General features: G+C 65.6%; 14 protein-coding genes. 2 read left to right on the top strand and 12 right to left on the bottom strand.

Translation table 11 applies throughout. From position 1 onward, the window contains the following. Window positions 1-94 precede the first annotated feature (94 nt). From P3H15_RS34410 to P3H15_RS34355, 12 genes are all read right to left on the bottom strand, one after another. Window positions 95-1,324: an acyl-CoA dehydrogenase family protein gene (locus P3H15_RS34410; RefSeq protein ID WP_276141343.1), complete on the bottom strand. Its 1,230-nt coding sequence runs from the start codon at window positions 1,322-1,324 to the stop codon at window positions 95-97. Further along, window positions 1,325-2,398, bottom strand: a complete 1,074-nt coding sequence (locus P3H15_RS34405; RefSeq protein ID WP_276141342.1) for a phosphotransferase family protein — start codon at window positions 2,396-2,398, stop codon at window positions 1,325-1,327. Window positions 2,399-2,406: 8 nt separating this feature from the next. Further along, window positions 2,407-3,453: an ABC transporter substrate-binding protein gene (locus tag P3H15_RS34400; protein ID WP_276141341.1), complete on the bottom strand. Its 1,047-nt coding sequence runs from the start codon at window positions 3,451-3,453 to the stop codon at window positions 2,407-2,409. Window positions 3,454-3,597: 144 nt separating this feature from the next. Beyond that, entirely contained in the window at window positions 3,598-4,596 is a 999-nt protein-coding gene (locus tag P3H15_RS34395) for an NADPH:quinone oxidoreductase family protein (RefSeq protein WP_276141375.1), read from the bottom strand. Between the two features lie 20 nt (window positions 4,597-4,616). Beyond that, a complete protein-coding gene (locus P3H15_RS34390; RefSeq protein WP_072937218.1) occupies window positions 4,617-4,838 on the bottom strand; it encodes a biotin/lipoyl-binding carrier protein in 222 nt (73 codons plus the stop codon). A gap of 1 nt (window position 4,839) precedes the next feature. Then, window positions 4,840-6,216, bottom strand: a complete 1,377-nt coding sequence (locus P3H15_RS34385) for an acetyl/propionyl/methylcrotonyl-CoA carboxylase subunit alpha (RefSeq protein ID WP_276141340.1) — start codon at window positions 6,214-6,216, stop codon at window positions 4,840-4,842. 10 nt (window positions 6,217-6,226) lie between these two features. After that, entirely contained in the window at window positions 6,227-7,765 is a 1,539-nt protein-coding gene (locus tag P3H15_RS34380; RefSeq protein ID WP_276141339.1) for an acyl-CoA carboxylase subunit beta, read from the bottom strand. Between the two features lie 23 nt (window positions 7,766-7,788). Continuing rightward, on the bottom strand, window positions 7,789-10,008 hold the full coding sequence (locus P3H15_RS34375) for an acetate--CoA ligase family protein (protein WP_276141338.1): 2,220 nt from the start codon (window positions 10,006-10,008) through the stop codon (window positions 7,789-7,791). Window positions 10,009-10,169: 161 nt separating this feature from the next. Next, entirely contained in the window at window positions 10,170-11,072 is a 903-nt protein-coding gene (locus P3H15_RS34370) for a LysR family transcriptional regulator (protein WP_072937215.1), read from the bottom strand. A gap of 125 nt (window positions 11,073-11,197) precedes the next feature. After that, window positions 11,198-12,013: an SDR family NAD(P)-dependent oxidoreductase gene (locus P3H15_RS34365; protein WP_276141337.1), complete on the bottom strand. Its 816-nt coding sequence runs from the start codon at window positions 12,011-12,013 to the stop codon at window positions 11,198-11,200. 4 nt (window positions 12,014-12,017) lie between these two features. Further along, window positions 12,018-12,887 carry an ABC transporter permease gene (locus P3H15_RS34360; protein ID WP_276141336.1) on the bottom strand — a complete coding sequence of 290 codons (870 nt, stop codon included), beginning with the start codon at window positions 12,885-12,887 and terminating at the stop codon, window positions 12,018-12,020. A gap of 41 nt (window positions 12,888-12,928) precedes the next feature. Then, window positions 12,929-13,759 carry an SDR family NAD(P)-dependent oxidoreductase gene (locus tag P3H15_RS34355; protein WP_167372202.1) on the bottom strand — a complete coding sequence of 277 codons (831 nt, stop codon included), beginning with the start codon at window positions 13,757-13,759 and terminating at the stop codon, window positions 12,929-12,931. A 325-nt stretch (window positions 13,760-14,084) separates the two neighbouring features. Here P3H15_RS34355 and P3H15_RS34350 point away from each other — a divergent pair, with 325 nt between their 5' ends. Both P3H15_RS34350 and P3H15_RS34345 read left to right on the top strand, forming a co-directional pair. After that, on the top strand, window positions 14,085-14,978 hold the full coding sequence (locus P3H15_RS34350) for an ABC transporter ATP-binding protein (protein ID WP_276141374.1): 894 nt from the start codon (window positions 14,085-14,087) through the stop codon (window positions 14,976-14,978). Next, a complete protein-coding gene (locus tag P3H15_RS34345; RefSeq protein WP_276141335.1) occupies window positions 14,971-15,777 on the top strand; it encodes an alpha/beta fold hydrolase in 807 nt (268 codons plus the stop codon). Before P3H15_RS34350 ends, P3H15_RS34345 begins: the two co-directional genes overlap by 8 nt. The last annotated feature ends 9 nt before the right edge of the window (window positions 15,778-15,786 follow it).

Raw genomic sequence — 15,786 nt, 5'->3', positions numbered from 1 at the left:
CGGGTCAGGGGGACACGGGTGCGACGTCACGGCGAAACCGGCTCGCTTCGTGGGCGAGCGGGCCGAACGAACTCAGCAGAGGCCGACCGAAGGGTCAGGCACTGCGTCGTGCGGCCTGGCGGCGAAGTTCATTGCGCGCCAGCGCGTTCTTGTGCACCTCGTCGGGTCCGTCCGCGAACCGCAGCGTGCGGACGTACGCGGCTGCCGGAGCGAGGAAGAAGTCCTGTGAGAGTCCGCCGGCGCCGTGGACCTGGATTGCCTTGTCGATGATCCATTCGACGGTCGACGGAGTGGCGATCTTGATTGCCTGGATCTCGGTGTGTGCGCCCTTGTTGCCCACCGTGTCCATGAGCCAGGCCGTCTTGAGGACCAGCAGGCGCAACTGCTCGAGGCGGACCCGCGATTCGGCGATCCAGTCGCGAATCACGCCCTGTTGGCTGAGCGGCTTGCCGAACGCCACGCGTTCGTCGGCCCGCTCACACATGAGCTTGATCGCCCGCTCCGCAATACCGATGGCGCGCATGCAGTGATGGATCCGGCCGGGTCCCAGCCTGGCCTGGGCGATCCCGAAGCCGTCGCCCTCGTTGCCGATGAGATTGGCAACCGGAACCCGCACGTCGGTGAACTCGATCTCGGCGTGTCCACCGCTGTGATGGTCGTCGTAACCCAGGACCTTCATCGCGCGCGTGATGTGGACGCCGGGGGTGTCCCGCGGTACCAGGATCATGCTCTGCTGGCGATGCCTGTCGGCCGACGGATCCGTCTTGCCCATCACGATCAGGATCTTGGCGTTGGGATTCATCGCCCCGCTGATGTACCACTTGCGGCCGTTGATCACGTAGTCGCCGCCGTCGCGAACGATACTCGTGGAGATGTTGGTGGCGTCCGAGGACGCGACGTCGGGCTCGGTCATGGCGAAGGCCGAACGGATCTCGGCCTCGAGCAACGGGGTGAGCCACTCCTTCTTCTGCTGCTCGGTGCCGAACATCGACAGCAGTTCCATGTTGCCGGTGTCCGGTGCCGAACAGTTCAGCGCGGCGGGAGCGAGGAGCTTGCTGCGGCCGGTGATCTCGGCGAGCGGCGCGTACTGCACGTTCGTCAGCCCGGCACCCTCGGCCCCGGGGAGGAAGAGGTTCCACAGCCCACGGCTGCGTGCCTCCGCTCTCAGCTTCTGCAGGATGGGAGACTCCGACCACGCGAAGCGGTCCTCGAGGCCGTCCAGCTCGTCCAGGTACGCCGCCTCGGCCGGGTAGACGTGCCCGTACATGAAATCGACGATTTCCTTGCGCAACCCGTCGGTCCGGGCGTCTGTCGAGAATTCCATCTACTTGTACTCCTTCAGTGAGTCGAGCCCGAGTTCGAGCAGCAACGGCACAGTGCTGCCGCTGTCTTCGAAACCCGCACCCACGGTTTGACGATTGATGTGCCGATACCGGACGCCCTCGGAGATCGCGGCGAGCTTGAAGCAGGCCAGACCGAGGTGGAAGCCGAATCCCTCCAGTTCACGACCGCTCTCGGCTTCGTAGTGTTCGATGATCTGTTTCTCGGTGAGGTATCCGGGTGCCAGCGTCGCGTCGTACTTGGCCGGTTCCGTCGAATCCCGTTCGGACACGATCTTCGCTCGCCGCTGATAGGTGAGCATCAAGGCCAGGTCCAGAAGCGGATCACCCAGCGTCGCCAGCTCCCAGTCGATGACCGCGGCAGGCATGTCGTCGGCGCCGACGAGCACGTTGTCCAAGCGGAAATCACCGTGGACGATGCCCGCGGCCGACTTCGTGGGGACGGCCGCGACGAGTGCCGTGTAGAGCTCGTCGGCGCCGGCGAGATCGCGGGTGTAGGACGCGTCCAGCTGGGTCTTCCAGCGTTTCACCTGCCGTCCCAGGAAGCCTTCGGGACGACCGAAGTCGTTCAGGCCCACCTCTCGCGGCTCTACCCGGTGCAGCTTCGCCAGCGTGCATACCAGCTCGACGGAGATGGCTCGGGTTCGAGCCGCGCCGAGTGGCCTGAGCTCATCGGCGTACCGGTACGGCACGCCCTCGATCCGCTCCATGAGGTAGAAGTCGGTGCCGAGAACGTCCTTGTCGTCGCAGTAGGCGATCATCGCAGGCACGGGGACGTCGGTGGTTCGAAGTGCGCCGGCCATTCGGTACTCCCGGCGCATGTCGTGAGCCGTCGCCATGACCTCGCCCAGTGGCGCACGACGCACGATCCACTGATTTTCACCGTCGGTGAGGTCGTAGGTCAGATTCGATTTCCCACCCTCGATCAGCCGGGCCGACAGTTCCCCTGCCACCAGGCCCGGTCGCTCCCCGGCCAGCCAGTCGGTGATTCGATCGAGATCCAGCCCGGGCGGGGATTGGGGACGCGTCGGGGCGGCACCTGTCTGTGTGTACTCCATGTGAGACCTCACGCCCGTGCGAAGGCGGGGACTATCTGCTCGTAGCTGATAGCGCCTTCCTTCGCATTTCCGAAGCGGACGGCAAGGTCGATCATGTGGTCGACCTGATCCCGGGGTGCCTTGAACATCGGTTGCAATTTCGGCGCCACATCCTGCGCGTAGTGCTCGATGTAGGCCTTGGCGATTTCGGGAGCGTTGCCGTCGAAGGTGCCGGAGTTCAGGATTTCCGCTGCTTCGTCCTTGTGGGAGAGCATCCATTCGCTGCCCTCCGACTGTGCTCGAAGCCAGTTCTTCAGCACGTCCTCGTGCTCCTGGGCAAAACTTTCGCTGGTGGAAATGCAGACGACGGCCTGGTTGCGCAACGTCTCGGGCATCGACGGCCTGCCGAAGTCGAGCAGCACCGATCCGCCTGTCTCCCGGGCGATGAACAGCCCCGAGCTCCATTGGACCGAGACGTAGCCGTCGAGTCGCCCGGCTTTCATGTTCGGGATCGCCGAGGCAGACGGGCCGACCGCCAGATGGGTGACGTCGGAGGATTGCATACCGGCCAGCTCCAGAGCGAGGTCCAGTTGCAGATCACCGCCCGCGCCGATGGCGCTCACCCCGATCGACTTGCCTTTCAGCGACTGCATCTTCTCTTCGAAGGTCGCGTCTTCGCCGGGCCAGTTGCCGTTCGGGCCGACGACGATCCCGTAGGTGGTGGACACGTTCTTCAGACCGATGATGACCGGTCGCTTGCCCTGTGTGCTGTTGGCGTGGGCACCCATCAACAGCAGGGTGTCGGAGCTGTAGCCGTTGACAGCGCCTGCGGAGACGAGCTGTAGCGCCTGCACACCGCTCTGCGGGGTGATGAACTTCGGAACGTTGAGGTTGTTCCTGGCGAAGTCGTTGTTGGCAAGATTCACCGCGTCGAGGAGGAAGGTGTCACCCGGAAACGACCCGATGGTGAACTTGGCGGCCTGGCCCGAGGCGCCCGCGCCCGGCCCACCCCCGCAGGCCGCCAGCAACGAGGTGGCGCCGACCGCCGCCGTGCCGAGACCGAGATACTTCAACATCGACCTTCTCGAGATGGTGCTGTCCAATGCCCGCAGTTCTCCGAAGGGCGAGTCACCTTGCTTCGACCCAAACATTCGTACTCCTAGTGATCAGTGCATGCCTGGTGGCCTGACGATGTGCTGCCCCCGGTGTCCGCAAACTGGCTACCGGCCGATCCCGGTGTGCTCCATCACCACTCGGCCGACGGTCTTTCCGTCCCCCAGGCTCTGCAGGGCCGCAGGCACTGCGTCCATCGAGACCCGTTGGCTGACGAAGGGATCGATGGCTCCGGAGTCTGCCAGCGTGCACAGTTCCTGGTGGCATCGATCGACAGCGCCGGGATTCTTCGTGTTGTAGAGCCCCCAGTGAATCCCCAGGATCGAGTAGTTCTTGACCAGCGCGTGGTTGAGCGCCGCGGTCTGGATCTCGCCGCCCGCGAAGCCGACGACCAGAATCCGACCCTCGAACGCAATGCATTTGGTCGAACGGTGGTAGACGTCGCCTCCCACCGGGTCGTAGACGACGTCGGCGCCTCTGCCTTCGGTGAATTCCTTGACGACCCCGACGAAGTCCTCCTGCCTGCGGTCGACGACGACATCGGCACCGAGTTGCCTGGCGTAGGCGGCCTTCTCCTCGCCGCCCACGACACCGACGACCCGGGCACCGGCGGCCTTGCCGAGCTGGATGGCCGCGCTGCCGACACCGCCGGCGGCCGCGTGAACCAGGAGGGTCTCCCCCTCCCGGATCCTGGCCAGCCGATGGAGTCCGAACCAGCCGGTCTGATATCCGATGAACAGGCAGGAGGCCTGCGCGTCGTCGAGTGAGGCCGGCGCCGGATGGGTCGTGCCCTGGTCCATCACGGCGTACTCGGCGAATCCGCCGTAGGGAAGAGTGGTCAGGCCCAGAACCCGGTCGCCTACCGCTGCCCGTACGACGTCCGGCCCGACCGCGACGACCTCGCCGCAGACTTCACGTCCGGGGGTGAAGGGCAGGTCGGGGCGCACCTGGTACTTGCCTCGGCACATCAGCACGTCCGGGAAATTGGCTGCGCCCGCCAGGACACGCACGAGGACCTGCCCTGCACCAGGTTCGGGAACATCACCTTCGACGAGTTGCACGACGTCGATCGGCTCGCCGAGCTGGGTGACCGACCAGGATTTCATGCGCCGCGGAATCGATGCGCTCATGCTGTCTCGAATTCGACGAGGGGCTGACCGGACGCGACGCTGTCGCCCTCGGCGACGTGGACTGCCACGATCGTGCCTGCATCTTCGGCGAGGATCGGGATCTCCATCTTCATGGCTTCGAGGATCATCAACGTCGCCTCCTCCTCCACTCGGTCACCCGGTGCGACGAGGATCTTCCACACGTTGGCACCCATATCCGACTCGATCGTCTCTGACATCTCACGCACTCCTTCTGGCCAAGTTCTTGTGTCTCTGTTGGATCTTCTCGACCACACCGGTGTCGTATCGCCCGCTCGTGAACTCTTCCGAGCCGAGCACGTGTTCGAGGAAAGGCTTGTTGGTGACGAGCCCCTCGATCACGAACTCCCGGCATGCCGCGAGGGCGCGGGCGCGGGCCTCCTCACGGGTCGCGCCGAACGCGCAGACCTTGGCCAGCAACGAGTCGAAGTGCGGCGTCACCTCGGTGCCCGCCGTATAGCCCGCGTCGACCCGGATACCGGGCCCGGTCGGCTCCTGCCACACGTCGATCGGCCCCGGGCGCGGGAAGAACCTCTTGGGGTCTTCCGCGCAGATCCGCAACTCGATCGCGTGACCGCGCGAAACGGGGGCGAAACCCGGTGTGGTGGTGCCCGACTCCGCGATGCTCAGCTGCTGCTCGACCAGATCGACACCGTGAGTGAGTTCGGTGATCGGGTGCTCGACCTGGATACGGGTGTTCATCTCGAGGAACACGAAGTCGCCGGTGACGGCGTCGAGCAGGAATTCCACCGTACCTGCATTCCGATAGCCCACGGCCTGGGCGGCCGCAATCGAACTCTCGACGAGGCGCTCTCGCAGGGCCGGATCCAGGTGCGGGGCCGGGCTCTCCTCGATCAGCTTCTGGTGACGCCGTTGCGTCGAGCAATCCCGTTCTCCCAGAGCGACGATCGAACCGTCCTCCAGACCCAGGATCTGGATCTCGACGTGCCGCGCGGACGACACATACCGTTCGACGAAGACCCGATCGGAACCGAAGCTCCGCGCCGCCATCGACTTGGTGTTCTCGAACGCCTTGCGCAGGCCTTCTTCGTCGTGAGCGACGGCCATGCCGATTCCGCCGCCGCCGGCGGATGCCTTGACCATCACCGGATATCCGAGACGCCCGGCCTCCGCGACGGCTTCGTCGCCCGTCTCGAGCGCTGCACCGACGTCACCGCTGATCGGCACACCGGCAGTGGCCACGACGCGGCGCGACTCGACCTTGTCACCCATCACCTCGATGACCTCGGCGCTCGGGCCGACCCACGTCAGTCCGGACTGGGCCACCAACCGGGCGAAGTCGGCGTTCTCGGCCAGGAATCCGTAGCCCGGATGCACGGCGGTCGCACCGGCTTGCTGTGCTATTCGCACGATCTGAGCGGCGTCGAGGTACGCCTGCACCGGCGTGTCGCCCTCGAGCTGAACGGCCTGGTCGGCCTCGCCGATGTAGGGCAGGTCCGCATCGACCTTGTGGTAGACCGCGACTGTGCGGACACCGAGCTTGTTGGCGGTCGCGATGATGCGCCGGGCGATCTCGCCGCGATTCGCGACCAGCAGGCAATCGGGAAATGAGCTCATGACATCGTCCTCAGTAACTCGTCGGCCAGGCGCGCAGCAGGTGCTCGCCGATGCCGTTGGTCCGGGCTCGGTAGTGGTCTTTCAGCGCGCCGAGGATGAAGTCACGGGTCTCGGCGGGATCGATGACCTGTTCGACGCCGAAGACGCGTGCCACGTCGTACGCGGTAGTCCCCTTCGCCATCTCGGCGAGGCGCTGCGCATAGAGCTCGGGGTCGGATTCCGCGTCGACTCCGTGGACGACCGACACCGCCGACGTGGGATCCATGAAGCTCACCTCCGTCGACCACCAGCCCGCAGTCGTGTCGGCGGTCAGTCCGCCACCCATGTTGATGTAGGCCTGGCCGTAGTTCTTGCGAAGCGTGACAGCGATCTTCGGCACGGTCACCAAGGACAAGGCGTTCATCCAGTTGATGACCTTGCCTGCGATCTTGTTCCGCTCGGCTTCCAATCCGATCAGGAATCCCGGCTGGTCGACGAGGAACACGACGGGAATGTTGTAGGAGTCGCAGAGAACCAGGAAGCTGGTCGCCTTGTCACACGCCGGACCGTCGAGCGCCCCACCCTTGAACATCGGGTTGTTGGCGATGATGCCGACGCTCTGTCCACCGATCCGGACCAGCGAGGTGTCCAGGCTCTTGCCGTAACGTGCCTTGATCGGGAACACCGAACCGGTGTCGGCGACGATCTCGATGACCTTGCGTACGTCGTAGGTCTGGGTGCGAGCCTGGGGAACGATGTCGTTGAGTTCGGCGGCACGCTCACCCGATCCACTCGGGATCGGCGCGACCGGCGGTGTCTCACCGTTGTGCGAAGGCAGGTACGAGAGGAACCGGCGGATCAGTTCGATCGCTTCCTCGTCGGTGTCGGCGACGGCATCGGCGTAGCCGGTGACCTCGGCATGGACCTTCCAGCCTCCGAGCTCCTGGGCGTCGACTTGCTGACCGGTGGCGCGGCTGACCAGTCCGGGGCTCGACACCGCCAGGACACTCCCCTTGCGGAAGACCGCGAAGTCGGCGGACACGGTGTGCCACGCGGCCGATCCGAAGCAGTATCCGAATGCGGCGGATGCCCACGGACTTTCGCGCTGCCGGAGGAACCGCTTCTTGCTGTTGGCGGCGCCCATTCCGGTCCCGCCCATCGCGTCCGGCATCCGGACCCCGGTGGACTCCGACAGGTAGACCAGCGGCATCCCGACCTGAACGACGAGTTCCTTGAAATGGGACATCTTCTTGTTGCTCACCGGACTGCTCGACGACCCCTTGACGGTGAAGTCGTAGGCGATGACGGCTGCGCGCCGGCCGTCGACCTCACCGGTTCCGGTCACCTTGCCGTCCGCGGGTGTCTTGTCGCGATCGGCGTCGACGGCCGAGGTCGTGAACAACCCGCTTTCCCGGAAGGTTCCGGGGTCGAGCATCAACGCAATCCTCTCGCGGGCGTTGAGTGTGCCCTCGGCGCGCCGCTGCTCCAATTTCTTCGGGCCACCCATCGCCAGCGCGGCTGCGCGGCGTTCTTCGTGCTCCTGCTCGCGGCTGAGCGTGGGTTCAGCCATCACTGTGTCCTGTGACATCTCTACTACCTTCCGTCTGCGTCGCGTGACGCCTGGTATGTCCGCTGTCCCTGCTCGAGAACCGCCCGTGCGGCGAGGGCCGCGTCCTCGAAGGCCGGAAAGACCGGGATTCCGCGTGTGCGGGCGCGGTGCGCGTACGTCGTGATCAATGCCTCCGTGTCTGCGCTGCCGTCGGTCTTGAGGACGAGAAGTTGGTGGGTGTTCGACGTGGCTTCGTCGCGGGCGCCTGCGATCGAGTCGATGACGGTGCCGGTTACGTCGCCGTGGGTTTCACCGAGGTTGCGCTGGATGATGCCCACATTGAGGTGCGAGATCAGCACTGCCGGCTCACTGCCGGCGAGCACCACCGCGAGAACGTCCTTCGCGATCGCACCGTTCTTGACGGCGAGCGTCCCCGCGGGCACGTCGATCGGGTTGCGCAGTCCGTTGCCCGGCGGCAGGCCCAGGCCGTCCAGTTCCTCGACCACGGAATCGGCGAGCGGCGGTGTGGCCAATCCCTGCCGCTCGAGTGCGTCGGCGCCGAGGACGCTCGCGCCGCCGCCGTTGCCGAACAGAACAGCATCGCGACCGTTCGGCTTGACCGTGAGGTCGAGGGTGGACAGGGCGTGCAGGGCCGTCGCGAAGTCCTCGAGTGAATCGACGAGTGTCATTCCGGCCTGCCGCGCGATCGCGGGCCACAGTCGGTGATTTCCCGCGAGGGCACCGGTGTGGCTGGTCGCCGCCCGCGAGCCTTCGCTGGTTCGGCCACCGGCGAGAAGCACTACCGGCTTGCGCATTTCGGCCCGGGTCAGCACGTCGAGGACCTCGCGTGCCGCCGCCAGCGACTCGAGGTACAGGCCGATGACACGGACCTCGTCGTTCCGCAGGGCGGATTCGACGAGCTCGGCAGCGGTGACGTCTGCGCCGTTCCCGATGCTGACCACGCTGTGAAAGTCGATGCCGCGCAACGATCCGACACGCAGGATGTCGACACTCAGCCCGCCGCTCTGCGAGACCACCGCCGTCGTTCCCGGAGTCAGGGGAGCTTCAGGCACGAACGAGAGCCGACCGGCTGAGGCGTGCGTGCCCAGGCAGTTCGGGCCGAGCAGCCGAATGCCCGCGTCGCGCACGGTCTGGACCAGGGTCGCCTCGAGATCCTTTCCTTCCTCGACCTCACCGAATCCGCTGGAGATCACCTGGGCAAACCGAACTCGGCCGGCGCCTCGGCTCAGCGCCTCGCTGACACGGGTCGCAGGCAGCGCCACGAACGCGTAGTCGATCGGTTGATCGACCTCGGCCAGCGACGGCACCGTGGGAAGTCCTTCGATGCTGTCCGCGGTCGGATGGATCGGCACGATGGTGCCGTCGAACCCGCCGCTCAGAATGTTCCGGATGAACCGGTTCGCGAGATTCGGCCGCTGACCGCTCGCGCCGAGCACCGCGATCCTGCGCGGATGGAACAGCGGCGTGAAATCGGTGACCCGGCCGTCATCACGGTCCCCGGGTGCGGATCCGGTGTCTTCCACCGGACCGACGACGAAACGTGCGTCCACGGCCACTGCGCGTGTTCCGGAAACGATGACCGGGTTCAGGTCGATCTCGATCACGTCGTCCGGCAGCGACTGCAGCAGACCGTTCGGCCCGGCGAGTCGCGAGATCAGTGTCACCAAGGCAGGAATGTCTGCCTTCTCCCCACCGCGGGCTCCGTCGAGCACCTTCATGCCGCGCAGTGCGTGCAGCATGTCGAGAATCTGTTCGTTCGCGAGCGGTGCGAGACCGAACGCCACATCCTCGAAGACCTCGACCAGTACGCCGCCGAGGCCCACCATCACGGTCCAGCCCAGCCCCGGAGCCCGAACTGCTCCCACGATCACTTCGTGACCGGACGGGACCATTTCCTCGACGAGGAGGCCGTCCAAGCGGTGCCCGGCGGCGGCCAGTTGCTCGCCCATCCGTGCAGCGACCTCGTCGATCTCGTCGCGGCGCACCCCCACCCGCACGCCGCCGGCGTCGGACTTGTGGACGAGTGTGGACGAGATGGCCTTGACGACCAACGGCTCGCGAATGTCGTCGGAAATCATCTGGCCGACAGCAATTTCGATGCCCCGGGGGGTGTCGATCCCGAAGGCGGAGAGCAGGGATTTACCTTCCGCCTCCGTGAACATCGCCGAGTCTCTCTCCCGTGCAACGGAAATGAGTTCGGCGACTGCGTCCCGGGTGCATGGCTGTGCTGTATCGACTGACACCTGAAGTTCCTCACTGAACGTCGGATCCGGCGGCGATCTCGCTCGCTCGGCACGTATTCAGTGTGGTCAGCCGCACAGGGCTTGGGAAGGTCCGCAGCGTTGGCGGGGTGATACGGGTGCGCTATCGGACCGTCGCGACCGTGTCCCGGTCGACAGCGCCGTCAGTAATTCTTGGCAGATTCCCGCAACAAGCCCAGGAATGCCTGCACCGCAGACGTCCGCGCTTCGTCATTCCTGACGATCGCGGAGATGCGGGCATGGGCCCACTCGAAGGGAAGGGGCACGAGCGCGACGCCGTTGCCGCTCACCGTCGAGCTGAGAAGTGTGTTCGCCATACAGATCCCGACGCCGGCGCGCACCATGTTCTGCGACGCTTCGGCGTTGTTGGTGGCGTAGACGATCCTGGCTTCGATTCCGTCGAGTAGCTGCTCGAAGGCGGTACGGAGGATGCTGGTCTCCGCCGGGAAGATCAGCGGCTCGCCCTCCAGGTCGGCGGCCTCGAAGCCGTCCTTGCTGGCGAGGCGATGGTTCTCCGGGACCGCCAGCACCAGTCGGCCGGAGATCAAGTCGACGTGGTGCAGCAGAGCCTGCTCCGCCGGAATCAGATCGATTCCGGCCAGACGCGTCACCAGGCCCACGTCGAAATGGCCGCTGAGGACGCCGCGGCTCACCATTCTCGAGGGACCTTCCTCCACCTCGAAACGCACGTTGGGAAAGTCGCTCAACAGGCGCTTGACCACCCCGGGAAGGATCGTCTGAGATCCCGCGGGCACAGTGCCCAGGCGGACGGTGCCGAGTTTCAGGCCGCCGATGGCGCTGGCCTCCTCGCGCATCAGGTGTTCGGCCTGAACGGCGGCGACCACGTGCGGCAGGATCCGTTCGGCCGCATACGTCGGTCGAACTCCCTTGGCACCGCGAACCACGAGCACGACGCCGAGGTCCTCCTCGAGCCGCTGCACCTGGTTGGTGATCGTCGGCTGAGAGATGTCGAGTTCCTTGGCGGCTTGACGGAACGATCCGGTCCGAAGCGCTGCTTCCAGATATCGCAACTGCTCGAATCTCATCGGTCTCCCTCGGTGCTGCTCTGCGACGTGGCCCACATTACAGCTCGCCGGGGGCACTTCGAACTCAGCGTCGGGCTGTTCGCAGCACGCGACACGAAAACCCGAGCGGACCGACCCGGGGCCGGTCAGTTCAACAGGTCGTCGAGGCCCGTCGAGTCCCGCGAGAGGGAGCCGCCCTCGACGGGAATCGTTGTACCCGTGATGTATCCCGCGGCGGGCGAGAGAAGGAACGCGACGGTGGCGGCGATCTCGAAGGGCTGACCGAGCCTCCCGAGCATGGGCCGTCCGGCCAGGATCCGGGAATCGTTCGAGCTTCGCGGGGTCGCGGCAACGCGTGGCGAGAGGAAGAGGCCAGGGGCGACCACGTTGACGCGAACTCCGCGGGGTCCGTGCTCGGCGGCCAACTCCTTGGACCACACTTCGAGTGCCGCCTTGGCGGGGCCGTAGCCGGGTGCCGTTCGACCGCCGTGAGAACCCATCACACTCGAGACGTGGACGATCGCGCCGTGGCCGATCAGCGGGGACAGCCGGCGCGCAGCCAGAAAGGCGTGGGCCAGGTTCACCCGGAAGTCCTGATCCCACTCCGCCAGTCCGTAGTCGGCGATCTGCGTGCGATGCATCCGGCCGATGACGTCCACGTAGCCGTTGATCTGTCCGAACTCGGCGATGGCACCGGCCGCCGCGATGTCGATGCCCGCTTCGGTGGTCACGTCCGCGACCACCGACGGCATCCGCAACGAGCCGGCGACGGCGTCGACGTCGTCACCATTGACGTCGACGCACAGAACGCGGCCGCCCAGGGCGACGATCGTCCTGCTGACGTGCTCACCGATCCCGCCGCCTGCGCCGAGGACGACGTAGGAATTGCCGTCCAGCCGGAACAGGCGGTGGTGATCGATCGTCTCGGCGAGAAGCGGCTGATCGGGGTCGTCGATCTTCACCGACTCACCTCGTCCACTTGGTGACCAGCTTCTGCAGACCGGAGATCGAGACGTCCAGGACCATGGACAGCAATCCCATGGCGATCAGGATCGCGAAGGTTTCCGCAACCTGGAAATTGTTGGTCACGACGACGAGGCGCTGCCCAAGGCCGGTGTAGGCGCCGACCATTTCCGACACCACGGCGCCGAGCACCGAGTAGACCGCGCCGAGCCTCAGGCCGCCGACGATGGCAGGCAGAGCCGCGGGGATCTCGATCTTGAAGAAGCGCTGGGTCCGCGTCATGCCCAGCGACTTGGTCAGCTGAGCGATGTCGTGGTCGATGCTCTTCATCGCACCCATCGTGCTGGTCATCAGGACGAAGAACACGACGCTGAACGCGACGAGGGCCTTCGGTCCGAAACCCAGGCCGAACCAGAGGATGAAGATCGGTGCCAGCGCGGGACGCGGAAGGCTGTTCATCAAGGTCAGGAAAGGTGAGGCCGCGGTGTGGAGCACCTGGACGCGGGCGAAGACGACACCTGCGAGGATGCCGGCGATCGCACCGGTCACCAGCCCGACCATCGCCCCGCTGAACGTCGCCGTCACATCGGTCCAGAAGACGCCGTCGCTCAGCTGGTCGATGAACGCTCGCGCGACATCGAGAGGGGCGGAGATCATCATCGGGTCGATGATCATGTTTCCGGAGACGTAGGCCCAGACGGCGACGAAGAGTGCGAGTGCACCCACCCGAAGCGACCAGACGAGGATCTTCTCGTTGCGCCGGGCGCGACGCCGCTCCACGAGGATCGTGTTGTCGATATCCGCCGGTTCGTCGTTGTTCGCGACTCCGCCGATCGACGCGACCGTGCGGGGCGCTTCAGTGATGGATTCCATGCCGGGACCTTCCCTTCGAGTCTTCTGGACAGCTGTGTGGGTCAGGCATCGAGCGGTCCTCGGACGAGCTCGACGTCGGCGGCCGAGGAGGTGTGGGGGCCGCCGGTGACCTGCAGGACGGTTCCCGTGATGAAGCTTGCGGCGTCGGAGCACAGGTACAGGCACGCATCGGCGACTTCTTCCGGCCTTCCGACGCGTCCGAGTGCGAGGTAGCGGCCGAACTTCTGCTCGGTTTCGGGAGACGCGAAACGAGACGCCGGCGTCAGAGTGGCGCCGGGTTCGACGCAGTTGACTCGAATGCCACGATCCGCCCATTCCCAGGCCATCGTCTTCGTCAGCGAGGCGAGCCCCGCTTTGGCTGCCGCGTAGGCGCCGCGGAGCGGGTGTGCGTGGTTGGCCGATCCGGATCCGACGTTGATGACGTTTCCGCCGCCCTGACGTTCGAAGACCGGCAGGCATGCGCGGGCCGTGTGGAAGGCCCCGCTGAGATTGGTGTCGATCGTCGCGTTCCAGGCATTGACCGACAGGTCCTCGAGGCGCGACGCGAAGTTGCCGCCGGCATTGTTGATCAGGACGTCGATCCTCCCGAACTGTTCGAGAGCGGTCCGGACGAGATCTTCGGCGGTCTTCGGCTCGCGGATGTTGCCGGCGACGAGGGCTGCCTTGCGCCCGAGCGCTTCGACGCTCTCGACTCTTGCCTGGAGCGTTTCGGCGTTGCGCCCGTGCAGGATCAGATCTGCTCCCGCTTCCGCGAACTTGTCGGCGAGCGCCGACCCGATGCCTCCGGAAGCGCCCGTCACTATGACGACCTGGTCCGTGAAGTCGAAAGTGGTCTGACCCACCTTGTTGATGGTGGCGGCTTCTCTGGTCACCTGACGTCCTCCTCGTGATTCGCACCCTGTGTGGGCAGCTTGTGACGCACTGGGAGCCGTTCCCGGCAAGGTGCGTTCGAGTTAGCGTCGTGCCATTCGAGGCCGTGGACAATGACTGAATCGCTATCAAGGCGATAGCCCCCGGGCGCGCCTCTTTTCCTTGACACCGTCGCCGACGTGTTCAACGATTCATGGGCCGATAGGGTGATATTCACCACAGGGTCATGCAGTCCGGATCCACCGCGGATTTTGTGCCGATTCAGCAGATCGTCCGGCACGGGAGGCAGCGATCGGTCGGCCCCGCACACACATCATCGGATTGACGGTGTCCGATTCATCCCTACGGTCAAACAGTGAGAGTGAGAATCTTGTGACTGGTCTAGCTGAAACTCCGACGAGGCCCACTACCGCCAAGGGGGTCTCGGTCGAGTTCGAGAATGTCCGCCACGCGTTCCTCCACGGCAATCGACCGGTGCGCGTGCTGGACGACTTCAACCTCCGCATCGAACCGTCCGAGTTCGTCAGCATCGTCGGTCCGTCGGGCTGCGGGAAGACCACGGCGCTCGGCATGGTCGGCAACCTCCTGAAGCCGCGCAGCGGAACCGTTCGCATCGACGGAGCGGAGGTGAGGCCCGGCAGCAATGACGCGGCCTTCCTCTTTGCGCGTGATGCGCTCCTTCCCTGGCGACGGGTCCGCAGCAACGTCGAACTCGGCATGGAGGTCCGGGGCGTTCCCAAGGCAGAACGACGCGAGCGCGCCGAGGAATGGCTACGTCGTGTTCGTCTGCACGAGTTCGCCGACTCGGATGTTCTCCACCTGTCGCAGGGTATGCGCCAGCGCGTTGCGATCGCCCGCACTCTGGTCCAGAGCCCCGGCGTCCTTCTGATGGACGAGCCGTTCGCAGCGTTGGACGCCCAGACCCGCGCGATCCAGCAGGAGGAGTTCCTCCGGCTGTGGGAGGCGGAGCGACCGACGGTCATCTTCGTCACCCACGACCTCGAGGAGGCCATCCTGCTCAGCGACCGCGTCATCCTGATGGCCAGCAGGCCGGGCCGCATGGTGGTCGACATGAAGATCGAACTCGAGCGGCCGCGGCATCAGGAGATGCGCAGGTCCTCCGATCTCTTCAAATCCTATTTCCACGATATGTCCGCCCGGCTCCGGGCCGAAGTCGATCTCGCCGAACAGCGGATGATGGAAGAGAACCAGAATGACTGAAACTCTGCAGACTGCGACTGCCGCCGATGGCGCCACCATCGCCTATCAGCAATTCGGCCGAGGGCCACGCCTGATCACGTGCCTGCACTCCCTGGCATTGGACGGATCCTGGTATGCGCCTTTGGCCGAGGCTCTCGGAGACGACTACCGCCTGCTCGCGCCGGATTTCCGCGGGCACGGCATGACTGCGCGCGGAGGATCTGCCATCACTCTCGGTCTCATTGCCGGGGACGTCGCCGCGATGTGGGACACCGAGAGCGTCGAGAATTCGGTGGTGTTGGGAATCTCCCTGGGAGGCATGGTCGCTCAGGCGGTGTCGGGCAGCTTCCCGAACCGGGTCGACGCGCAGATCCTGATGGCCACCCGGGGCGCCTATGATGAGGAGGCCATTCGCGGAACTTCGGCCCGCGCGGCCGAGGTTCGTGCACCGAACGGCCTCGAGCAAGCCGAGGAGATGACCATGCATCGCTGGTTCGGCGACGCATCGCGAAACGAGGCAGACCCGTTGGTTCGGAAAGCTCGCGAACAGTTCCGGAACGCCGGCGGCAACACCGTCGGCGCCTACTTCGACGCCATGACCGAGGTCGGCACGTTTCACACCGATTCACCGCCCCCGACCCTCGTGGTCGGCGGCGACGACGACCGAAGCACCCCTCGTGCCGTGATCGAACAGCTCGCAGCGTCCATCACGGGTGCCGAACTGCGTTTCGCCAAGGGCGGACACCTCGCCGCCTTCGACAACCCCCGCGAAGTCGCCGCCACGGTGCGACCTTTCCTCGAGGGCCTCGACTGCTGGTAGCCACTCGGC

This window comes from Rhodococcus sp. T2V, from assembly GCF_029269925.1.
In the GTDB taxonomy this organism is placed as follows: Bacteria; Actinomycetota; Actinomycetes; order Mycobacteriales; family Mycobacteriaceae; genus Rhodococcus_F; species Rhodococcus_F koreensis.
Note: the sequence above shows the minus strand (reverse complement) of the source record. Positions and strands in the feature narration are given on the sequence as shown.